The following is a 22550-nucleotide window of genomic DNA, read 5'->3' on the forward strand; positions in this document are numbered from 1 at the left end:
TGGGGATCATGCGCGCGCGGCGGCCAGCGATTCGCGGACCGCGGCGGCGACGTTCTCAGGGGTGAAGCCGTACTCGGCGAACAGGGTCGCGGCGTCGGCGGAGGCGCCGAAGTGCTCCAGGGAGACGATGCGCCCCGCATCGCCCACATAGCGGTACCAGGTCAGCCCGATGCCGGCCTCGACCGCCACCCGGGCCCGCACCGACGGCGGCAGCACCCGCTCGCGGTACGCGCGCGGCTGCTGCTCGAACCACTCCACCGAGGGCATCGACACCACCCGCACGCCGACGCCCTCGGCCTCCAGCAGCTCGCGCGCCGCCACGGCGAGGCGCACCTCGGAGCCGGTCGCGACGATCACCGCCTCCGGGGCGCCGGTGGACGCTTCCACCAGCACGTAGCCGCCCTTGGCCGCGTCCGGGTTCGGCGCGTACGTCGGCACGCCCTGACGGGTCAGCGCGAGGCCGTGCGGGGCCGGGTCGGTGGAGTGCCGGCGCAGGATCTCCGCCCAGGCGACGACGGTCTCGTTGGCGTCGGCGGGGCGCACCAGGTTCAGGCCGGGGATGGCGCGCAGCGAGGCCAGGTGCTCGACGGGCTGGTGGGTCGGGCCGTCCTCGCCGAGCCCGATGGAGTCGTGCGTCCAGACGTAGGTCACCGGCAGCTGCATCAGCGCGGACAGCCGCACCGCGTTGCGCATGTAGTCGGAGAAGACCAGGAACGTGCCGCCGTAGACGCGGGTGTTGCCGTGCAGGGCGATGCCGTTCATCTCCGCGGCCATGGAGAACTCGCGGATGCCGAAGTGGACGGTGCGCCCGTAGGGGTCGGCGCCCGGCAGCGGGTTGCCCCCGGGCAGGAACGACGACGTCTTGTCGATGGTGGTGTTGTTGGAGCCGGCCAGGTCGGCGGAGCCGCCCCACAGCTCGGGCAGGACCGCGCCGAGCGACTGGAGCACCTGGCCGGAGGCGGCGCGGGTGGCGACCGCCTTGCCCTCCTCGAACACCGGCAGCGCGTCCTGCCAGCCCTCGGGGAGCTGACCGGCCACGATCCGGTCGAACAGCGCGGCCCGCTCCGGCTGGTCGCCGCGCCACTCCTTGAGCCGCCGGTCCCAGGCGGCGTGCGTCTCGGCGCCCCGGTCCAGGGCCTGCCGGGTGTGGGCGAGGACGTCCTCGTCGACCTGGAAGGAGCGCTCCGGATCGAAGCCGAGCAGCCGCTTGGTGGCGGCGATCTCGTCCGCGCCGAGCGCCGAGCCGTGCGCCGCCTCGGTGTCCCGCGCGTTCGGCGCCGGCCAGGCGATGATCGTGCGCATCGCGATGATCGAGGGACGGCCCCTCTCGGCCTTCGCCGCCGTCAGCGCCTCGTACAGCGCCGGTACGTCGATGTCGCCGTCCTCGGTGGGTGCCACCCGCTGGGTGTGCCAGCCGTAGGCCGCGTACCGCCCGAGCACGTCCTCGGAGAAGGCGGTGGCGGTGTCGCCCTCGATGGAGATGTGGTTGTCGTCGTAGAGGAAGACCAGGTTCCCGAGCTTCTGGTGCCCGGCCAGCGAGGACGCCTCGGCGGAGACGCCCTCCTCCAGGTCGCCGTCGGAGACGATCGCCCAGACGGTGTGGTCGAAGGGGGACTCGCCCTCGGGCGCGTCCGGGTCGAACAGGCCGCGCTCGTAGCGGGCGGCCATCGCCATGCCCACCGCCATCGCGGCGCCCTGCCCGAGCGGTCCGGTCGTCGTCTCCACGCCCGCCGTGTGCCCGTACTCGGGGTGGCCGGGCGTCTTGGAGCCGTAGGTGCGGAACGCCTTCAGATCGTCCAGCTCCAGCTCGTAGCCGGCCAGGTAGAGCTGGGTGTAGAGGGTCAGCGAGGTGTGGCCGGGGGAGAGGACGAAGCGGTCGCGTCCGGTCCACTCCGGGTCGGCCGGGTCGTGACGCATCACCTTCTGAAAGATCGTGTACGCGGCCGGGGCCAGGCTCATCGCCGTGCCGGGGTGGCCGTTGCCGACCTTTTGCACGGCATCGGCCGCCAGCAGCCGGGCGGTGTCGACGGCACGCCGGTCGAGGTCGGTCCACTCGAAGCGGTCGGTTGTCTGCTCGCTCATCTTCAAGAAGTCCTCGGAAGAAGCGGAAATGGTGCCGGACGTGTTCGAACTTAAAAGTCAGACTTTTTCGCCGGAAGGTCTCCGTGTGTCAGCCTGTGGTGAAAATGGGACACCCCCCGGCGAACGATCCGGCCGCCGGGCGGTCAAGGCGGTACGAGAGGGACATGGCGGACGCAATCACCCACGACGGGCCGGGCCGCCTCGACAGACCCGGCCCCCACGACGGACCCGGCCCCCGCGACGGCGACGGGATCAGGACCTTCCCCTTCCCGGTGGACCTCAGCCTCGGCGGCGTGGGACTCCAGATCGGCCCCATGGGCACCGCACGCACCTGGCACGCCGAGGCTCCTCTGCATCGCGTCCACCGCATCGACTTCCACGTGGTCATGCTCTTCGGCGACGGCCCGGTGCGGCACATGGTCGACTTCGCCGAGTACGAGGCCGCCGCCGGGGACGTGCTGTGGGTGCGCCCCGGACAGGTCCATCGGTTCTCCGGTACCGACGAGTACCGCGGAACCGTGCTGACCATGCAGCCCGGCTTCCTGCCCCGCGCCACCGTCGAGGCGACCGGCCTGTACCGCTACGACCTGCCGCCCCTGCTCCACCCCGACGACGCCCAGCGCGCGGCCCTGGATGCCGCCCTCGACCAGTTGCGCCGCGAGTACGAGGACACCGACACCCTCCCGCTGAGCCTGCACACCGCGGTGCTGCGGCACTCGCTCACCGCGTTCCTGCTGCGCCTGGCCCATCTCGCGGCCAGCTCGGCCGAGGCCACCCGCCGCCAGGCCGACACCACCTTCACCCTGTTCCGCGACGCGGTCGAGAAGGGCTTCACCGCCAACCACAGCGTCAGCGCCTACGCCGACGCCCTCGGCTACTCCCGCCGCACCCTGGTGCGCGCGGTCCGCGCCGCCACCGGCGAGACCCCCAAGGGCTTCATCGACAAACGCGTCGTCCTGGAGGCCAAGCGGCTGCTCGCCCACACCGGGCTGCCCATCGGCCGGGTCGGCGCGGCCGTCGGCTTCCCCGACGCGGCCAACTTCTCCAAGTTCTTCCACCTGCACACCGGCCAGACCCCGGTGGCCTTCCGGGCCGAGCTGCGCTGAACGCGCGGCGGCCCCGCGCGGGTGCGCGGGGCCGCGGGACGCCCGGTGCCGCCGAGGTCCGCCCTACTGGAGGCGGTACGCGTACACGGCCGTCGTCACCTTGCACACGCTCGGCGGCACGACCTCGGCGCGCAGGACGCCGCGGGCCGCGTCGTAGTCCACGCCCTCCGCCTCGAACGTCCCCGTGCACACGCTGCGTCGGGGCAGCGCGAACAGGCTCGTCACGTGCCCGGTGACCGGCGAGCCGTCCAGCCGGTGCGCCAGGTCCACCTGGAGCAGCGGCCGGTCCTCGGGGAACAGCGACTTCGAGCCGTCGTCCGAGGCGCACAGCAGCCGGGTGTCGTTGACGAAGTCGCAGCCCTGGATGTCGCGCACGGGCTTGTCGAGGGTGATCTGCGGCGCCTGCGCGAGCGCGCCGCCGGTGGCCGGGGTGGCCGGGTTGAGCAGGGGCGCCGGGAAGACCTGGAGCCGGTCCTGGTCGCCCCACTCGCCCGACACCAGCCACTGGGCGTCGGGCGAGACGGCGGCGAAGGAGTTGTTCACCTTCTCGCCGGCGTCGAGCCGGTGGACGTACTCGTAGCGCTTGCCGGCCGGGGTGGTCACCGCGAACATCTTGGACGTCGCGTCGTCCGCGCCCTGGTAGGCGTCGAAGACGTGGTCCCGCGCGACGTCCGGGTCGCCGACGTGGTTCCAGCCCTTGATCCGCAGGTCCAGCGGGATCGAGGCGAGTCCCCGGTGCAGCAGCGAGCCGTCCGCGCGGCTCGCCAGGCCCTGACTGCCGCTCAGCGAGTCGACGTACGCCGTACCGGTCTCCTGCCAGACCGGTACGGCCGCCACGGCGGAGGCGGCCGTCCCGAGGACGAGGGCCGCCGACAGGGCCGCGCCGGCGAACAGTTGACGTCTCATCCGTACCTGCCATGTCCATGAGGGGGGAAGGGGTTCGCATCGAACCATGTGCCGCGCCGTCAGGGCACCGCCTTCGCCCGACGCGTCCGGAACCCGCCCCTCATGGCCCGCGCGGCGCCGCGGGCAACCCCCTTGCGCAATGGTCAACAATCGTTGACCATTGCTCGCATGGCTACCGACGATCTTCCCGAGACGTTTCACGTCACGACGGACGAGCAGCTGCGCGCCGTCTCCAACCTCACCCGCCACCGGATCATGGCCGTGCTCCGCTTCGAGCCGGCGACGATCACACAGATCGCCGAGCGGGTGGGCCTCGCGAAAGGGAGCTCCAGTTATCACGTGCGCCTGCTGGAGCGGGCCGGACTGGTGAAGGTGGTGCGGACGCGGAAGGTGCGGGGGGTCACCGAGCGGTACTACGCGATGGCCGCCCGTTCGATCGAGCTGCCGGACCCCGGGGCGGGGCAGCCCGACGTGCTGATGCGCAACGCGGTGGCGGACCTGGAGGCATCGCCGGCGGACGCCGAGCGGTACGTGCGGATGGCCCATCTGCGCCTCACCGAGGAGCAGTTCGCGCAGCTGGGAGCGCGGCTGGAGGCGCTGGCGGACGAGTACCGGGAGCTGTCCGACCCGTCGCTGCCGGACGTGTCGCTCGCCTTCGCGCTGTTCCGTCCGGCGCCGCGCGACCAGGCGAAGGGGGACTCCAAGTGAGTGATGACACAAGGAAGTTGCCTACCGGGTTCGGACGGCTGTGGACCGCGCAGACGGTGTCCTCGCTCGGCGACGGCGTCACGCACGCCGCACTGCCCCTGCTCGCGCTGACGTTGACGCGGGATCCGATGGCGCTCGCCGTCGTCACGGCCGCCGGGACGCTGCCGTGGCTGCTCTTCGGGGTGCTCGGCGGCGCGCTGGTGGACCGCTGGGACCGCCGGCGCACGATGTGGGTCACGGACGCGGCGCGCACGGCGCTGCTCGCGACACCGGCGGCGGCCGCCGCGCTCGACGCGCTGAGCATCCCGCTGCTCGCCGCCGTCGCCTTCCTCCTCGGCCTCGGCGGACTCTTCTTCGACACGGCCGCCACGGCCTACCTGCCCGGCCTGCTCGGCCGCGACCCCGCACTCCTGGAGCGCGCCAACTCCCGCCTGCGCGGCGCCCAGACCGTCGCGTCCGGATTCGCGGGACCGCCCGCGGGCAGTGCGCTGCTCGCACTCGGACGGGCGGTCCCGCTGCTCGCCGACGCGCTGTCGTTCCTGCTCTCCGCACTGCTCGTGCGCTCGCTGCCCGCCCTGCCCCGGCCCGTGCCGGAGGCCCGCGCCTCGCTGCTCGGGCAGGCCCGTGCCGGGGCCTCCTACGTCTTCCGGGACCGGGTGCTGCTCGGGCTCGCGCTCCGCCCTGCGGTCGGCAACGTCGCCTTCCTCGCCGTGGAGACCGTCCTCGCCCTCTTCGCGCACGACCGCCTCGGCATCCACGCCTACGGCTTCGGCCTGCTCCTCACGGCGGAGGCCACCGGCGGCCTGCTCGGCGCGGGCATCGCCTCCCGGCTCGGCCGGCGCCTCGGCACCGGCACCGCACTGACCTGCACGGCCGCCGTCGAAGGGCTCGCCATCCTGGGCCTGGCCGCCGCCCCGAACCCGTACGTCGCCGCGCTCGCGCTCGCCGCCTGCGGGGCCGGCATGGGCGCCACGATGGTGCTCGGCCCCTCCCTGAGACAGACGATCGTCCCCGCCCGCCTGATGGGCCGGGTCGCCTCCACCTCCCGCATGCTCGCCATGTGCGCCGCCCCGCTCGGCGCCTTCCTCGGCGGCTGGCTGGCCACCGCCTACGACCTCCGCACCCCGCTCTACGCCGCCGCCGCCCTCCTCCTGGCGATGACGGCCGTCACGGCCTCCATGACCAGCAACCGCCGCGTCGAGGCGGCCCTCCAGGCAGCGGCCCAGGCCGCCGCCCCGGACATCCCCGCGCCCAGGGAACCCGCCCGGCGGAGCGCGCCCGACCCGGTGTGACGCCTCCGCCGCCGCCCCGTCCGCGCACGGCCTCGCGGGCCGCGCCGCGCCCGGCGAGTAGGGTTTGGGCAGGCCGGACGGGTGGCGTGGCGGGAGGGTACGAGGGTGAGGCTGACGATTCTGGGCGGCGGCGGATTCCGCGTGCCGCTCGTGTACGGGGCGCTGCTGGCCGACCGCGCCGAGGGCCGGGTCACCGAGGTCGTCCTGCACGACGTCGACGCCGGACGGCTCTCGGCCGTCACCCGGGTCCTGGCCGAACAGGCCACCGCGGCGCCCGACGCCCCCGCCGTGCGCGCCACCACCGATCTCGACGAGGCGCTGCGCGGCGCGGACTTCGTGTTCTCCGCGATCCGCGTGGGCGGTCTGGCGGGACGCGCGGAGGACGAACGGGTCGCCCTCGCCGAAGGCGTGCTCGGCCAGGAGACCGTCGGCGCGGGCGGCATCGCCTACGGCCTGCGCACCGTGCCCGTCGCCGTCGACATCGCGCGGCGGGTGGCCCGCCTGGCGCCCGACGCCTGGGTCATCAACTTCACCAACCCCGCGGGACTGGTCACCGAGGCCATGTCCCGCCACCTCGGCGACCGCGTCATCGGCATCTGCGACTCGCCGGTCGGCCTCGGCCGCCGCATCGCCCGGGTGCTCGGCGTGCCGCCGGACGAGGCGTGGATCGACTACGTCGGCCTCAACCACCTCGGCTGGGTACGCGGTCTGCGCGTCGCCGGACGCGACCTGCTGCCGCGCCTGCTGGACGATCCCGAACTGCTCGGCTCCTTCGAGGAGGGGCGGCTCTTCGGCGCGCGGTGGCTGCGCTCGCTGGGCGCGGTCCCCAACGAGTACCTGCACTACTACTACTTCAACCGCGAGGCCGTACAGGCGTACCAGCGGGCCGAGAAGACCCGCGGCGCCTTCCTGCGCGACCAGCAGGCCGCGTTCTACGAGCGGCTGGGGGCCCCCGGGGCGCCGGCGCTCGCGGCCTGGAACCGCACCCGGGCCGAGCGCGAGGCCACCTACATGGCCGAGAACCGCGAGGCGGCCGGGGCGGGGGAGCGGGAGGAGGACGACCTCTCGGGCGGCTACGAGAAGGTGGCCCTGGCCCTGATGCGGGCCATCGCCCGCGACGAGCGCGCCACGCTGATCCTCAACGTCCGCAACAAGGGCACCCTTTCGGCACTGGACGCGGACGCCGTCATCGAAGTCCCGTGCCTGGTCGACGCCAACGGCGCGCACCCGGTCGCGGTCGATCCGCTGCCCGGCCACGCCACCGGCCTGGTCTGCGCGGTCAAGGCGGTCGAACGCGAGGTGCTGACGGCGGCCGAGTCACGCTCCCGGGAGGCGGCGGTCCGGGCGTTCGCGCTGCACCCGCTGGTCGACTCGGTGAACGTGGCCCGCAGGCTGGTCGACGGCTACACCCGGGTCCACCCGGGGCTGGCGTATCTGCGCTGACCGCGGCGCGGGCGGGCGGTGCGATCGGGCGGTGCGGCGCGCCGGTCCGGAACGGCGGACACCGGAGCGGCCGGCCGCCTCCCCGTACGGCGACCGACCGCCCCACCCCCGTGTTCCCCCGTGCTCCCCGCCCCGGTTCCCCCGTTCTTCCCCGCATCCCCACCCTTGAGAGTCGGCGGCGGCCCGCCTGATACACCCCGGACGCAAAGAATCCGCGGAGGAGGGCGATTCGGCCATCCGGCTGGAGGGGCGGACCGGGAACCCCCTTGTCCGGATGTCGGCCGGTGTGTTGTTGTGGGGGGCGACGGCTGTGCGACGGGGGGCCAGAGGTGACGGGGACGGCGGGTGATGACGGGCGGCTGCTCGCCATCAGCGACCTGCACATCGGCTACCGCGAGAACCGCGAACTGGTCGAGCGGATGGAGCCGGAGTCGGAGAACGACTGGCTGCTGGTGGCCGGCGACGTCGCCGAGACCGTGACCGACGTCCGCTGGGCGCTCAAGACGCTGGCCAGCCGCTTCCACAAGGTCATCTGGGCGCCCGGCAACCACGAACTGTGGACCCACCCGAGGGACACCGTCACCCTGCGCGGCGTCGCCCGCTACGAGCATCTGGTCGAGGTCTGCCGCGAACTGGGCGTGACGACCCCCGAGGACCCCTACCCGCTCTGGCACGGCCCCGGCGGACCGGTGGCCGTCGCCCCGCTGTTCCTGCTGTACGACTACTCGTTCCTGCCGGCCGGCTGTGCCACCAAGGACGAGGGACTGGCCTACGCCAACGGCACCGGCGTCGTCTGCAACGACGAGTTCCTGCTGCACCCCGACCCCTACCCGAGCCGTGAGGCGTGGTGCCGGGCCCGGGTCGCCGAGACCGAGCGCAGACTCGCCGCGCTCCCCGCCGACCTGCCGACCGTGCTCGTCAACCACTACCCGCTGGACCGGCACCCCATGGACGTGCTCTGGTACCCGGAGTTCGCCATGTGGTGCGGCACCCGGCTGACCGCCGACTGGCACCGCAGGTTCCGGGTGGCCGCCATGGTCTACGGCCACCTCCACATCCCCCGGACCACCTGGCACGAGGGCGTCCGCTTCGAGGAGGTGTCCGTGGGCTACCCGCGCGAATGGCGCAAGCGGCCGGGACCGCCGGACAGGCTGCGCCGCATTCTCCCGACGGAGGGCTGAACCGGTGATCGACGAACTGCTCCCGGACTCGGTGGTGGCCGTGGAGTCGTACGGCGACGAGGGGGGCGTCCTCCCGCCGCTGCATCCCGAGGAGGAGGCGGTCGTGGCCCGCGCGGTCGCCAAGCGCCGCCGCGAGTTCAGCACCGTACGGGCCTGCGCCCGGCGCGCCATGGAGAAGCTGGGCGTCCCGCCGCAGCCCATCCTGCCGGCCGAACGGGGAGCGCCGGTCTGGCCGGAGGGCCTGGCCGGCAGCATGACCCACTGCGAGGGCTACTGCGCCGCGGCCCTGGTGCGCTCCACGGACCTGGCCTCCCTCGGCATCGACGCCGAACCCCACGCCCCGCTGCCGGACGGGGTGCTGACCGCCGTCGCCCTGCCCGGCGAGGCGCGGCGGCTGACCGCTCTCGCCGCCGGGGACGGCGCGGTGCACTGGGACCGGCTGCTGTTCAGCGCCAAGGAGTCCGTCTACAAGGCGTGGTTCCCGCTGACCGGCAAGTGGCTCGACTTCATGGAGGCGGACATCGAGATGTACGCCTACCCCGGGACGCCCCGTCTCGGCGCCTTCCGGGCCGAGTTGCTGGTCCCGGGCCCGGTCGTCGGCGGCCGTCGCCTCACCGGCTTCCAGGGCCGCTGGACGGTCACCAGGGGCCTGGTGGCCACGGCGGTGACGGTTCCGCACGCCTGAGGGCGCCCCGGCCCCGCGGGCGGCGCCGCGGAGGCCGGGACCGGGCCTGCTCGTTTGTCCGGCGGCGGGCCGGTCAGGGCTCGGGGCACCAATTGCCGAGCAGGTCGAAGAACGCCTCCTCGTTGCCCGTCAGGCCGGCCCGGGCCAGGGCCTGGTCGGCCTCGGCGAGGACGGCCGGCGGGACGAGTGCCGGCCGGTCGGCCGCCGCGGGGGCGTCGAACGCGGCGCGCACGGTGTGCAGCAGCCGCAGATAGGCCTGGACGGCGGTGCGTTCACGGTCGGTCAGTACGGCGGTCGGCATCGGTCGATCTCCCCGGTTTCGGCGTCACACGGTCCCGCGCCCGGTTGCCCGCGGCGCGGTGCCACCAGCTTGCCGCCCCCCACTGACAATGCCCCCGTCGCACGCCCCGGTTCGCCCGCTCAGCTCAGGAACGCTCAGCTCAGGAACGCTCAGCTCAGGAACGCCCGGCGTGGGAACGCCCGGCGTGGGAACGCCCGGCGTGGGAACGCCCGGCTCCGGGCCGCGGGCGGCGCCGGGGCGCCGCCCGGGTCACGACTCGGGGCGCTTGACGCTCTCCAGCAGCATGTCCAGCCACTCGGCGACCTTGTCCCGGTGCTGGTCGGTGGGCAGTTGCGCGGCGCGCCAGGCGATGCCGCGGACGCCGTGGTTCTGCAGCAGCCGCTCCAGCGGATCGTCGGCGGCCGCCGCCTGCCGCTCGCGGTCCGCGAGGCGTTGCAGCAGTTCCTGCTCGGTGCGCTGCAGGGCACTCGCCAGCGCCTCGGGGTCCTCGGCGGTGAGGAAGCCCGCGTGCACGCGGAAGAACCGCTGGATGGCGTCGCAGTGCTCCATGGTGGGCCGCCGGTCGCCGTTGATGAGAGCGCCCGCCTGCTGGCGCGACATCCCCGCGCCGTCGGCGATCTCCTGCTGGGTGTAGCGTCGCCGGTCGGGCTTGAGCCGGGTGCGGCGCAACAGATCCAGCCGTTGCAGGAACCGGGCCTGCACGTCCGGCTCGCCCGCGGTGCGGCCGCTCAGCAGTGTCCTGATCACGGGTTCGGGGACGCCGCAGGCCACGGACAGGCGGGCGACGTCGAAGACCTCCGCCTGGGAGACGCCCAGCCGGTCGGCGAGCGTGGTGACACGTGCGACGACCGCCGACAGGACGGCCGACGCCACGGAACCCGGATCCTCGATGCCATCCGTCACCGACAGATCTCCTACGTCTCTCTACAGACTTCTCACAGGGCAGGGTGCCGTGAACTTCCCGGAGAGTAGCCCGTTGTTCGAACTCACATCCAGGTCTCGCCACAACTGTGGCCAATTTCAGCCGTCGATCGGCATGAAATGCCACGATAGTTGACACGGTCGCGTCCGAACAGCAGGATCAAGGCGCCGCGTGAAGGCCGCAGAGGCAAGAGGGGTGACCTCCGGATGGCATTTCAGGCAGGAGGGCAGCGGCCGGCGCCGCAGTCCGTTCCCGTCAGTCCCGAGGCGCAGGCCTACCTGCGGGACTACGCCGTGCTTCTGGAGGCAGTCTCCTTCCCGTCCTTCGTCGTCGACCACCGCTGGGACGTCGTCCTGAGCAACGGCGCTTTCACGTCGCTCTTCGGCGGCGCGGGCCCGCATCCGACGGCCATGCCGGACGAGAACTTCCTGCGCTTCGTCCTGTTCCATCCCGAGGCCGGCGCCGTCCTCGGCGACCACGAGGCCCGCTGGTGCCTGCCGATGCTGGCGCAGTTCGCGGCGACCGTGGAGCGGGTGGGGCACGATCCGGTCCTCCAGGGCATCCGTCGGGACATCGCCCAGGACCCGATCATGGAGGCCGCCTACCGGCACGGCCTGCCGCACTGGCTGCGCGCGGTCGGCCCGGCGGCCGCGGAGCCGGACGGCGCGGTGCGTCCGCTGCTGCATCCCGATCCGCGCTGGGGCGCCACCGAGTGCCGGGTGGTCGAGGAGACCCCGGCGACCCTGCGGGAGCTGGGCCACACCCGGCTCACCCTGGTGCTGCGCGAGCCGCCCCGGCCGTCCCGGCCCCAGCACCGCCCGCGCCGCGCCCGCCGCCCGGCCGGCCACCTCAGCGTGGTGCCCGCCGCCGAGTCCTGACGCCCGGCACCGCCGGCGTTCAGGTCGCCGACGGCACCGGGCGCCAGGACCGGCCCCGCCCCTCCCAGGACGGAGCCCCACGCACGTCCGGTCCGGGCCGCCCGCCGATCCGGGCCGCCCCGGCTTCGTCCCGTCCGGTCCGGGCTACCCGCTGATCCGGGCCGCCCCGGATCCGGCCCGTCCGACGCGGGCCGCCCCCTGATTCGGGCCGCCTCCCGATCCGGGCTGTCCCCGACTCCCGCCCGCCCACGGCTCCCACCCGCCCCCGAGTCCGGCCCGACCGACGCGGGCCGTGCCCCGCCGCTCCCCGTCCGCGGCACCGCTCCCAGGGGCGTCCACGCAGCGGCGTCCCGCGTCCGATCAGTACGCAAGGCACTTGCAATCCTTGCGCTATTCTTGCGCGCATGACGCGACGACTTGCGGAAGTGGCGAAGAAGGTCGGGGTCAGCGAGGCCACCGTCAGCCGGGTGCTCAACAACAAACCCGGGGTGTCCGAAGCCACCCGGCAGGCGGTGCTGTCCGCGCTGGACGTGCTCGGCTACGAGCGGCCCACCCAGCTGCGCGGCGAGCGGGCCCGGCTGGTCGGCCTGGTCCTGCCCGAGCTGCAGAACCCCATCTTCCCGGCCTTCGCCGAGGTCATCGGCGGCGCGCTGGCCCAGCTGGGCCTGACCCCCGTGCTGTGCACCCAGACCAAGGGCGGCGTCTCGGAGGCGGACTACGTCGAGCTGCTGCTGCAACAGCAGGTCTCCGGCGTCGTCTTCGCCGGCGGCCTGTACGCCCAGGCGGACGCGCCGCACGACCACTACCGGCTGCTGGCCGAGCGCAACATCCCCGTGGTGCTGGTCAACGCGGGGATCGAGCACCTGGGCTTCCCCAGCGTGTCCTGCGACGACGCGGTCGCCGTGGAGCAGGCCTGGCGCCACCTCGCCTCCCTCGGGCACGAGCGGATCGGCCTCGTCCTCGGCCCCGGCGACCACGTGCCGTCCGCGCGCAAGCTGGCCACCGCCCGCGCCTTCGGCGCCGAACTGCCCGAGGAGTTCGTCGCCCGCGCCATCTTCTCCATCGAGGGCGGCCACGCGGCGGCGGCCAAACTCATCGACCGGGGCGTCACCGGCTTCATCTGCGCCAGCGACCCGCTCGCCCTCGGCGTCGTACGCGCCGCCCGGCGCCGCGGCCTCGACGTCCCGACCCGGATCTCGGTCGTGGGCTACGACGACTCCGCGCTGATGAACTGCACGGAACCGCCGCTGACCACCGTCCGCCAGCCCATCGAGTCCATGGGCAAGGCGGCCGTGGAGCTGCTCAACGCGCAGATCGCCGGCAGCGCCGTACCGGCCGACGAGCTGCTGTTCGAGCCGGAGCTGGTGGTGCGCGGCTCCACCGCCCAGGCTCCCCGTCCCTGACCCGGGCCCTGACCCGCGCCCGGGCCCGCGCCCTGACTCACCCCCTGCAACCCCCCGGAAGCCTCTGGAAGAGACCGTCCTGAAGATCCCGCGAGCTGTCAAATAATTTCAGATTCTGCGCGAGATATTGCGCGCAGCCCTCACCGGTGCTTGAGTGTGCCGCGCCCACCGCTCCTGCCCAGAGGGGTCCACCGATGAGAACTACCGGGTTCCGCCCTGCCGTCGCCGCCATCGGCGTCTGCGCCTTCGCTCTCGCCCTGACGTCGTGCGGTTCCGGCGACGACGGCGCCGCGAGCGGCAAGACCCGCATCACGGTCAACTGCGAGCCGCCCAAGAGCGCCAAGGTCGACCGGACGTTCTTCGACGAGGACTCGGCGTCCTTCGAGAAGCAGAACCCGGACATCGACGTCACCCTGCACGACGCGTTCCCCTGCGAGGACCCCAAGACCTTCGACGCCAAGCTGGCCGGCGGCCAGATGGAGGACGTGTTCTACACGTACTTCACCGACGTCAAGCACGTCGTGAGCACCGGCCAGGCCGCCGACCTGACGCCGTACGTCAAGGAGCTGAAGAGCTACGGCACCCTCCAGCAGCAACTGCGCGACATCTACACCGTCGACGGCAAGGTCTACGGCATCCCGCGCACCGGCTACTCGATGGGCCTGATCTACAACAAGAAGCTCTTCCAGAAGGCCGGCCTCGACCCCGAGAAGCCGCCGACGACCTGGGAGGAGGTCCGCGCCGACGCCAAGAAGATCGCCGCGCTCGGCGGCGGCACCGTCGGCTACGCCGACTACAGCGCCCAGAACCAGGGCGGCTGGCACTTCACCGCCGAGATGTACTCCCAGGGCGGCGACGTCGTCGGCGCCGACGGCAAGAAGGCCGCCGTCGACACCCCCGAGGGCCACGCCGTGCTCCAGAACCTGCACGACATGCGCTGGACCGACGATTCGATGGGCAGCAAGCAGTTGCTCGTCATCAACGACGTCCAGCTGATGATGGGTTCGGGCAAGCTCGGCATGTACCTGGCCGCTCCGGACAACATCCCGATCCTGGTCAAGGAGAAGGGCGGCAACTACAACGACCTCGCCCTGGCCCCCATGCCCGGCGGCAAGGGCACCCTCGTCGGCGGCGACGGCTACATGTTCAGCAAGAAGGACAGCCCCGCCCAGATCCGCGCCGGCCTGAAGTTCCTCGACCACATGTTCCTCACCCCCGGCAAGGGCTTCCTCGGCGACTACGCCCGCGCCAAGAAGAACAACGCGCCCGTCGGCCTGCCCGAGCCGCGCCTGTTCACCGGCGCCGCCGACGCCACCGACCAGCAGGTCAAGAAGGCCAACGCCAACGTCCCGGTGGACAACTACCAGTCCTTCCTCGACGGCAACCAGAAGCTCCAGCTGAAGGTCGAGCCGCCCAACGCCCAGCAGATCTACTCCGTCCTCGACGGCGTCGTCTCCGCGGTCCTCACCAAGAAGGACGCCGACATCGACCATCTGCTCAAGGACGCCTCCTCGAAGATCGACGGCATCCTGGCCCGGAGCTGACCGACCATGACGAAAACGGCCGAGCGGCGATCCGCCGAGGCGATGGCCGTCCACCCGGTACAGGCGCCGTCCCCGGCGGGGGACCGGAGGCGGCGCCGCCTGGCCGAACAGGCCCGCGCCTACGCCTTCCTGCTGGGCGGACTGATCTGCTTCGCCCTGTTCTCCTGGTACCCGGCGATCCGCGCCGTCGTGCTCGCCTTCCAGAAGTACACGCCGGGCAACCCGCCCGAATGGGTCGGCACCGCCAACTTCACCCACGTCCTGCACGACCCGGAGTTCGGCGCCGCCTGGCGCAACACCCTGACCTTCACCGTGCTCGCCCTGCTGATCGGCTTCGCCGTCCCGTTCGTCCTGGCCCTCGTCCTGAACGAACTGCGGCACGCCAAGGCCTTCTTCCGGGTCGTGGTCTACCTTCCGGTGATGATCCCGCCGGTGGTCAGCGCGCTGCTGTGGAAGTGGTTCTACGATCCCGGCGCCGGCCTCGCCAACGAGGCGCTGCGCGCCCTGCACCTGCCCACCTCGAACTGGACCAACGGCACCGACACCGCGCTCGTCTCCCTGGTCCTCGTGGCCACCTGGGCCAACATGGGCGGCACCGTCCTGATCTACCTGGCCGCCCTCCAGTCCATCCCCGGCGAGCTGTACGAGGCCGCCGAACTGGACGGCGCGAACATCCTCCAGCGCGTCCGCCACGTCACGGTCCCGCAGACCCGGTTCGTGATCCTGATGCTGATGCTGCTCCAGATCATCGCCACCATGCAGGTGTTCACCGAACCCTTCGTGATCACCGGCGGCGGCCCGGAGAGCGCCACGGTCACCGTGCTCTACCTCATCTACAAGTACGCCTTCCTCTACAACGACTTCGGCGGCGCCTGCGCCCTGAGCGTGATGCTGCTCGTGCTGCTCGGCGTCTTCTCCGCGGTCTACCTCAGGCTGACCCGGTCCGGCTCCGGCGAGGAGAACGCATGAGCAGCGCCACCCGCACCCTCGTCTCCCCGGCCACCCTCGCCCGCCCGCGCGGCAAGGTCCTGTACTGGACCGTCTTCGGCAGTGTCCTGGTGCTGTTCACGCTCGCCTTCCTCTTCCCCGTCTACTGGATGGTGACCGGCGCGGCCAAGTCGCCCGACGAGGTGGCCCAGACCCCGCCCACCCTGGTTCCCGAGCACTGGCACACCAGCGCCTTCACCGACGCCTGGGACCTGATGCAGCTGCCGCAGCACCTGTGGAACACCCTCGTCCAGGCCGCCGGAGCCTGGGCGTTCCAGCTGGTGTTCTGCACGGCCGCCGCCTACGCGCTGTCCAAGCTGCGGCCGGCCTTCGGCAAGGTGATCCTCGGCGGCATCCTGGCCACCCTCATGGTCCCGGCCCAGGCCCTGGTCGTCCCGAAGTACCTCACCGTCGCCGACCTGCCGTTCCTGCACACCAGCCTGCTCAACGACCCGCTCGCGATCTGGCTGCCGGCCGTCGCCAACGCCTTCAACCTCTACCTGCTCAAGCGGTTCTTCGACCAGATACCGCGCGACGTGCTGGAGGCCGCGGAGATCGACGGCGCGGGCAAGCTGCGCATCCTGTGGTCGATCGTGCTGCCGATCTCCCGGCCGGTGCTCGGCGTCGTGTCGATCTTCGCGCTGGTCGCCGTCTGGCAGGACTTCCTGTGGCCGCTGATGGTCTTCTCCGACACCGACAAGCAGCCCATCAGCGTGGCCCTGGTGCAGCTGTCGCAGAACATCCAACTGACCGTGCTCATCGCCGCCATGGTGATCGCCAGCATCCCGATGGTCGCCCTCTTCCTCCTCTTCCAGCGGCACATCATCGCCGGGATCAGCGCGGGCAGCACGAAGGGCTGACACCACCCCTTCGCACCGACACAGAAAGGCAGGCACAGTGGGACAGCCCACCCATGCCCGAAACGGCCGCGACGACGCCGACTGGTGGCGCGACGCCGTCCTCTACCAGGTCTACGTCCGCAGCTTCGCCGACGGCGACGGCGACGGCACCGGCGACCTCGCGGGCGTCCGCTCCCGGCTGCCGTACCTCTCCGAACTCGGCGTGGACGCCCTCTGGTTCAGCCCCTGGTACCTCTCCCCGATGAAGGACGGCGGCTACGACGTCGCCGACTACCGCGCCATCGACCCCGCCTTCGGCACCCTGGCCGAGGCGGAGAAGCTCATCGCCGAGGCCCGCGAACTGGGCATCCGCACCATCGTCGACATCGTGCCCAACCACGTCTCCGACCAGCACCCCTGGTTCCGCGCCGCCCGCGCCGCCGCCCCCGGGGCACCCGAGCGGGAGCTGTTCCACTTCCGGCCCGGCCGCGGCGCGAGCGGCGAACTGCCGCCCAACGACTGGACGTCGGAGTTCGGCGGCCCCGCCTGGACCCGGCTCCCGGACGGCGACTGGTACCTGCACCTGTTCGCCCCCGAGCAGCCCGACCTCAACTGGGCGCACCCGGCGGTCCGCAGGGAACACGAGGACATCCTGCGGTTCTGGTTCGAACGCGGCGTGGCGGGCGTCCGCATCGACTCGGCCGCCCTGCTCGTCAAGGACCCCGCTCTGCCCGACTTCACCGAGGGCCGCGACCCGCACCCCTACGTCGACCGGGACGGACTGCACGACGTCTACCGCTCCTGGCGCCGGCTCGCCGACGAGTACGGCGGCGTGTTCGTCGGCGAGGTGTGGCTGCCCGACAGCGAGCGCTTCGCCCGCTACCTGCGCCCCGACGAGCTGCACAGCGCCTTCAACTTCGCCTTCATGTCCTGCCCCTGGGACGCGGAACGGCTGCGCACGTCCATCGACGAGACCCTGGCCGAGCACGCCCCCGTCGGCGCCCCCGCCACCTGGGTGCTGTGCAACCACGACATCACCCGCACCGTCACCCGCTACGGCCGCGCCGACACCGGGTTCGACTTCGCCGCCAAGGTCTTCGGCACCCCCACCGACCTCGCCCTGGGCACCCGCCGGGCCCGCGCCGCCGCCCTGCTCTCCCTCGCCCTGCCCGGCGCGGTCTACGTCTACCAGGGCGAGGAACTCGGGCTGCCCGAGGCCGACATCCCCGTGGACCGCGTCCAGGACCCGATGCACTTCCGCTCCGGCGGCACCGACCCCGGCCGCGACGGCTGCCGCGTCCCGCTGCCCTGGGCGGCCGACGCGCCGTACGCGGGCTTCGGCTCCCGCGAGGAACCGTGGCTGCCCCAGCCCGCCGACTGGGCCGCGTACGCCGTCGACCGCCAGGCGGCCGACCCGGACTCGATGCTCGGGCTCTACCGCCGGGCGATCGCCCTGCGCCCGGTGTTCGGCGACGCCCCCCTGACCTGGCTGCCCGCCGCCGACGGCGTCCTCGCCTTCACCCGCGCCGAGGGCACCGCCTGCGTGGTCAACCTCCGCGCCGAACCCGCCGAACTGCCGGCCCACACCCGGCTGCTGCTGGCCAGCGGTCCGCTGGACGCCGCCGGCCGCCTCCCGCAGGACACGGCGGTCTGGCTGCGCACCTGACGGCGCGGCCGGACCGCCGGACCACCCCGCACCTCCCGCACAGCGCTATCCCCGCACCCCCACTCGAAGGGATCAGCACATGCACGGCACCCGTACGCTCCCCACCGCCCGGCGCCTGCCGGCCGTCGGCGCCGCCGTCGCCCTCGCCGCCGGCCTGCTCGGCACCCTCGGCGCGCCCGCCGCCCACGCGGCGGCGGGCGCGAGCCTCCCCTTCACCTCGGTCGAAGCGGAGTCCGCCACCACCAGCGGCACCAGGATCGGCCCCGACTACACCCAGGGCGCCCTCGCCTCCGAGGCGTCGGGCCGCCAGGCCGTCCGGCTGAACGCCGGACAGCGCGTCGAGTTCACCGCGCCCCGCGCGGCCAACGCGGTGAACGTCTCCTACAGCGTTCCCGACGGCCAGTCCGGCACGCTGAACGTCTACGTCAACGGCGTCCGGCTCGCCAGGACCCTCGCCGTCACCTCCAAGTACTCCTACGTGGACACCGGCTGGATCGCCGGCGCCAAGACGCACCACCTCTACGACAACGCCCGCCTGCTGCTCGGCCAGAACGTCCAGGCCGGCGACAAGATCGCGGTGGAGGCGGCCAACGTCCAGGTCACCGTGGACGTGGCCGACTTCGAGCAGGTCGCCGCCGCGGCGGCCCAGCCCGCCGGTTCCGTCTCCGTCACCGCCAAGGGCGCCGACCCCAGCGGCCAGGGCGACTCCACCCAGGCCTTCCGCGACGCCATCAACGCCGCCCAGGGCGGGGTGGTGTGGATCCCGCCGGGCGACTACCGGCTGACCTCCTCGCTCGGCGGCGTGCAGAACGTCACGCTCCAGGGCGCGGGCAGCTGGTACTCCACCGTGCACAGCTCCGGTTTCATCAACCAGGGCAGCTCGGCCGGCAACGTGCACATCAAGGACTTCGCGGTCATCGGCGAGGTCACCGAACGCAACGACTCCAGCCCCGACAACTTCGTCAACGGCTCCCTCGGCCCGAACTCCTCCGTCTCCGGCATGTGGATCCAGCACCTCAAGTGCGGACTGTGGCTGACCGGGAACAACGACAACCTGGTCGTCGAGAACAGCCGGATCCTCGACACCACCGCCGACGGCCTCAACCTCAACGGCAGCGCCAAGGGCGTCAAGGTCCGCGGCAACTTCCTGCGCAACCAAGGCGACGACTCGCTCGCCATGTGGTCCCTCAACGCCCCGGACACCAACAGCAGCTTCGAGAACAACACGATCAGCCAGCCCAACCTCGCCAACGGCATCGCGGTCTACGGCGGCACCGACATCACTGTCAGGAACAACCTGGTCTCCGACACCAACGCCCTCGGCAGCGGCATCGCGATCTCCAACCAGAAGTTCATGGACCCCTTCAACCCGCTCGCCGGCACCATCACCGTCGACGGCAACACCCTGGTGCGCGCCGGCGCGATCAACCCCAACTGGGGCCACCCGATGGGCGCGCTGCGCGTCGACTCCTACGACAGCGCCATCAACGCCACGGTGAACATCACCAACACCACGATCACCGACAGCCCCTACAGCGCCTTCGAGTTCGTCTCCGGCGGCGGCACCGGCAACCCGGTGCGCAACGTCACCGTGAACGGCGCGACCGTGAAGAACACCGGCACGGTCGTCGTCCAGGCCGAGACCCAGGGCTCGGCCACCTTCCGCAACGTCACCGCGACCGGCGTCGGCGTCGCCGGGATCTACAACTGCCCCTATCCCTCGGGCGGCTTCGCGCTCACCGACGGCGGCGGCAACTCCGGCTGGAACACCACCTGGTCGAACTGCTCCAGCTGGCCGCAGCCCGGCCAGGGCAACCCGGACCCGGACCCGAACCGCAATCTCGCCAAGGGCCGCCCGGCCACCGCCACCGGCTCCCAGGACGTCTACACGCCCGGCAAGGCGGTCGACGGCGACGCGAACAGCTACTGGGAGTCGGCCAACAACGCCTTCCCGCAGTCCCTCACCGTCGATCTGGGATCGAGCCAGAGCGTGCGCCGGCTGGTGCTGAAGCTGCCGCCGTCCTCGGCCTGGGGCGCCCGCACCCAGACCGTCGCCGTGCTCGGCAGCGGTGACGGGTCGGCGTACTCGACACTGGCCGCCGCGCAGGGCTACCGCTTCGACCCGGCCACCGGCAACACCGCCACCGTGTCCCTGCCCGCCGGCACCAGCCCGCGCTACCTGCGGCTGACGGTCACCGGCAACACGGGCTGGCCGGCGGCCCAGTTCAGCGAGGTGGAGGCCTACGCCACCCCGTGACGCGGGCGGACCGGCACGTCGCCGGAACCGGCCCCGTGCCACTTCGGCCGGGCGCCGTCCCCCCATCGCTTTGGGGGGACGGCGCCCGGCCGTGCGCGTGGCCGAAACCTGTCGCCGCACGTACCTCTCGCCGTCACTCGGGCGACACCGCACCCTTCCCCCGCGTTCGGTGCTCTTGGAACACTCGCTGCGCACAGCATTCGGTCCGTACCGGCCGTCCGCGCGTCAGCAGGATGAGAGGTCCTTCCCCCATGCCGTCACCCACGCCCGAAGTCAACCGGCGCCGCTTCCTCCAGATCGCGGGCGCGACCACCGCGTTCACCGCGCTCTCCGGCAGCATCCAGCGGGCCGCCGCGCTGCCCGCCAACCGCCGCACCGGGTCGATCGAGGACGTCGAGCACATCGTCGTCCTCATGCAGGAGAACCGTTCCTTCGACCACTACTTCGGCACCCTCAGAGGCGTCCGCGGCTTCGGCGACCCGCGCCCGGTGACCCTGCCGAGCGGCAGGAGCGTCTGGTACCAGACGAACGCCGCCGGCAAGGAGATACCGCCCTTCCACCCGGACGCCGACGACCTGGGCCTCGCCTTCCTCCAGGACCTCCCGCACGGCTGGAACGACGGCCACGCCGCGTTCAACGGCGGCCGCTACGACAAGTGGGTGCCGTCCAAGGGCAGTACGACGATGGCGTACCTGAACCGCGACGACATCCCCTTCCACTACGCGCTCGCCGACGCCTTCACCGTCTGCGACGCCTACCACTGCTCGTTCATCGGCTCCACCGACCCCAACCGCTACTACATGTGGTCCGGTTACGTCGGCAACGACGGCCAGGGCGGCGGCCCGGTGCTCGGCAACGACGAGGCCGGCTACGGCTGGACGACGTATCCCGAGCGGCTGGAGAAGGCGGGCGTCTCCTGGAAGATCTACCAGGACGTCGGCGACAATCTCGACGCGGCCGGCGGCTGGGGCTGGATCGACGACGCCTACCGCGGCAACTACGGCGACAACTCCCTGCTGTACTTCAACCAGTACCGCAACGCCAGGCCCGGCGACCCGCTGTACGACAAGGCCCGCACCGGCACCGACGCCCGCACCGGCCAGGGCTACTTCGACCAGCTGAAGGCCGACGTCAAGGGCGGCAAGCTGCCCCAGGTCTCCTGGATCGTCGCCCCCGAGGCCTTCACCGAGCACCCCAACTGGCCCGCCAACTACGGCGCCTGGTACGTCTCCCAGGTCATCGACGCGCTGACCGCCGACCCCAAGGTGTGGGCGAAGACCGCGCTGTTCATCACCTACGACGAGAACGACGGCTTCTTCGACCACCTGGTGCCGCCCTTCGCGCCGGCCGACGCCGGCCGGGGCCTGTCCACGGTGGACGTGACCCAGGACGTCTTCAAGGGCGACGCCGGCCACGTCGCCGGACCCTACGGGCTCGGCCAGCGGGTGCCGATGCTCGTCGTCTCGCCCTGGAGCAAGGGCGGCTACGTCTGCTCCGAGACGCTCGACCACACCTCGATCATCCGCTTCATCGAGCGCCGCTTCGGCGTGCGCGAGCCGAACATCTCGCCCTGGCGGCGCGCGATCTGCGGCGACCTGACCGCCGCCTTCGACTTCGCCGGCGCCGACACCCGGCCGGCCGCCCTCCCCGACACCGCCGGCTACCGGCCGCCGGACAAGAACCGCCACCCCGACTACGTGCCCGTCCCGCCCGCCCAGGGCGCCCTGCCGAAGCAGGAGCGCGGGCAGCGCCCCACCCGCCCGCTCAAGTACGCGCCCGCGGTGGACGGTTCGGCCGACACGGCGACCGGGAAGTTCCGGCTGACCTTCTCCTCGGGCGCCGCCGCCGGCGCCGCGTTCCTGGTCACCTCCGCCAACCGCACCGACGGCCCCTGGACCTACACCACCGAGGCCGGCAAGAGCCTGTCCGACGCCTGGAACTCGGCGTACTCCGGCGGCTCGCACGACCTCACCGTGCACGGCCCCAACGGCTTCCTGCGCGCCTTCCGCAACCCCGGAAAGACCGCGGGCCCCGAGGCGGTCGCCCGGTACGCCGGCGACGACGTCGAGCTGACCTTCACCAACCAGGGCGCCGCCACAGTCACGTTGAAGGTGACGGGCGGCTACGGCGCGGGGACCACCGCTGTCAAGGTCACGCCCGGCGCCACGGTGCGCCGCCGCTTCTCCCTCGCGGCGAGCGGGCGCTGGTACGACCTGACGGTCACCTCCGACGCCGACGCCGGCTTCCTGCGGCGGTTCGCCGGACATGTCGAGAACGGCCGTCCCGGCGTGAGCGATCCGGCCATCGCCACCCGCTGACGCGCGGGTCCCCGGGGCGCACGGGCGGGAGC

At 72.5% G+C, this 22550-nt stretch carries 18 protein-coding genes; 14 read left to right on the plus strand and 4 right to left on the minus strand.

The genetic code is table 11. The features are described 5' to 3' along the window. Positions 1 to 6: 6 nt before the first annotated feature. Positions 7 to 2082 carry a transketolase gene (gene tkt / locus ABEB07_RS08040; protein ID WP_345667608.1) on the minus strand — a complete coding sequence of 692 codons (2076 nt, stop codon included), beginning with the start codon at positions 2080 to 2082 and terminating at the stop codon, positions 7 to 9. 164 nt (positions 2083 to 2246) lie between these two features. On the opposite strand from tkt, the gene ABEB07_RS08045 reads away from it, so the two are divergent. Continuing rightward, on the plus strand, positions 2247 to 3188 hold the full coding sequence (locus tag ABEB07_RS08045; RefSeq protein WP_345667609.1) for a helix-turn-helix domain-containing protein: 942 nt from the start codon (positions 2247 to 2249) through the stop codon (positions 3186 to 3188). A 63-nt stretch (positions 3189 to 3251) separates the two neighbouring features. On the opposite strand, the gene ABEB07_RS08050 is transcribed toward ABEB07_RS08045, so the two are convergent. Continuing rightward, positions 3252 to 4094 (minus strand): hypothetical protein, encoded by an 843-nt coding sequence (locus tag ABEB07_RS08050; protein WP_345667610.1) that lies wholly within the window; start codon positions 4092 to 4094, stop codon positions 3252 to 3254. A gap of 168 nt (positions 4095 to 4262) precedes the next feature. Here ABEB07_RS08050 and ABEB07_RS08055 point away from each other — a divergent pair, with 168 nt between their 5' ends. The 5 genes from ABEB07_RS08055 to ABEB07_RS08075 all read left to right on the plus strand — a co-directional run bounded on the left by ABEB07_RS08055 (position 4263) and on the right by ABEB07_RS08075 (position 9403). Then, positions 4263 to 4802, plus strand: a complete 540-nt coding sequence (locus ABEB07_RS08055; RefSeq protein WP_345667611.1) for an ArsR/SmtB family transcription factor — start codon at positions 4263 to 4265, stop codon at positions 4800 to 4802. A gap of 17 nt (positions 4803 to 4819) precedes the next feature. Then, complete coding sequence (locus ABEB07_RS08060; RefSeq protein ID WP_425588973.1) at positions 4820 to 6094, plus strand: MFS transporter; 1275 nt, start codon at positions 4820 to 4822, stop codon at positions 6092 to 6094. A gap of 105 nt (positions 6095 to 6199) precedes the next feature. Then, on the plus strand, positions 6200 to 7537 hold the full coding sequence (locus ABEB07_RS08065) for a 6-phospho-beta-glucosidase (protein WP_345667613.1): 1338 nt from the start codon (positions 6200 to 6202) through the stop codon (positions 7535 to 7537). A gap of 329 nt (positions 7538 to 7866) precedes the next feature. Then, on the plus strand, positions 7867 to 8718 hold the full coding sequence (locus tag ABEB07_RS08070) for a metallophosphoesterase family protein (protein WP_176151219.1): 852 nt from the start codon (positions 7867 to 7869) through the stop codon (positions 8716 to 8718). A 4-nt stretch (positions 8719 to 8722) separates the two neighbouring features. Further along, complete coding sequence (locus tag ABEB07_RS08075; RefSeq protein ID WP_345667615.1) at positions 8723 to 9403, plus strand: 4'-phosphopantetheinyl transferase family protein; 681 nt, start codon at positions 8723 to 8725, stop codon at positions 9401 to 9403. Positions 9404 to 9476: 73 nt separating this feature from the next. Here the strand turns inward: ABEB07_RS08075 and ABEB07_RS08080 are convergent, their stop codons facing one another. Together ABEB07_RS08080 and ABEB07_RS08085 are read right to left on the minus strand one after the other, a co-directional pair. Beyond that, entirely contained in the window at positions 9477 to 9704 is a 228-nt protein-coding gene (locus tag ABEB07_RS08080) for a hypothetical protein (RefSeq protein WP_345667616.1), read from the minus strand. Positions 9705 to 9953: 249 nt separating this feature from the next. Further along, positions 9954 to 10607 carry a helix-turn-helix domain-containing protein gene (locus ABEB07_RS08085; RefSeq protein ID WP_164586509.1) on the minus strand — a complete coding sequence of 218 codons (654 nt, stop codon included), beginning with the start codon at positions 10605 to 10607 and terminating at the stop codon, positions 9954 to 9956. 225 nt (positions 10608 to 10832) lie between these two features. Between ABEB07_RS08085 and ABEB07_RS08090 the strand changes: the two genes are divergently transcribed. From ABEB07_RS08090 to ABEB07_RS08125, 8 genes are all read left to right on the plus strand, one after another. Then, the gene (locus ABEB07_RS08090; protein ID WP_176151221.1) at positions 10833 to 11504 is read left to right on the plus strand and encodes an MmyB family transcriptional regulator; all 672 of its coding nucleotides are present in this window, start codon (positions 10833 to 10835) and stop codon (positions 11502 to 11504) included. 404 nt (positions 11505 to 11908) lie between these two features. Further along, positions 11909 to 12907 (plus strand): LacI family DNA-binding transcriptional regulator, encoded by a 999-nt coding sequence (locus ABEB07_RS08095; protein WP_176151222.1) that lies wholly within the window; start codon positions 11909 to 11911, stop codon positions 12905 to 12907. 194 nt (positions 12908 to 13101) lie between these two features. Next, positions 13102 to 14451: an ABC transporter substrate-binding protein gene (locus ABEB07_RS08100; protein ID WP_164586511.1), complete on the plus strand. Its 1350-nt coding sequence runs from the start codon at positions 13102 to 13104 to the stop codon at positions 14449 to 14451. A gap of 6 nt (positions 14452 to 14457) precedes the next feature. After that, positions 14458 to 15420, plus strand: a complete 963-nt coding sequence (locus ABEB07_RS08105) for a carbohydrate ABC transporter permease (RefSeq protein WP_345667617.1) — start codon at positions 14458 to 14460, stop codon at positions 15418 to 15420. Then, positions 15417 to 16298, plus strand: a complete 882-nt coding sequence (locus ABEB07_RS08110; RefSeq protein WP_345667618.1) for a carbohydrate ABC transporter permease — start codon at positions 15417 to 15419, stop codon at positions 16296 to 16298. Before ABEB07_RS08105 ends, ABEB07_RS08110 begins: the two co-directional genes overlap by 4 nt. Positions 16299 to 16335: 37 nt before the next feature. Next, a complete protein-coding gene (locus ABEB07_RS08115; RefSeq protein ID WP_345667620.1) occupies positions 16336 to 17943 on the plus strand; it encodes a glycoside hydrolase family 13 protein in 1608 nt (535 codons plus the stop codon). Positions 17944 to 18022: 79 nt separating this feature from the next. Then, positions 18023 to 20200: a discoidin domain-containing protein gene (locus tag ABEB07_RS08120; RefSeq protein ID WP_345667621.1), complete on the plus strand. Its 2178-nt coding sequence runs from the start codon at positions 18023 to 18025 to the stop codon at positions 20198 to 20200. A 251-nt stretch (positions 20201 to 20451) separates the two neighbouring features. Then, the gene (locus ABEB07_RS08125; RefSeq protein WP_345667622.1) at positions 20452 to 22518 is read left to right on the plus strand and encodes a phosphocholine-specific phospholipase C; all 2067 of its coding nucleotides are present in this window, start codon (positions 20452 to 20454) and stop codon (positions 22516 to 22518) included. Positions 22519 to 22550 lie beyond the last annotated feature (32 nt).

Source organism: Streptomyces similanensis (assembly GCF_039543625.1).
Lineage (GTDB): Bacteria > Actinomycetota > Actinomycetes > Streptomycetales > Streptomycetaceae > Streptomyces > Streptomyces similanensis.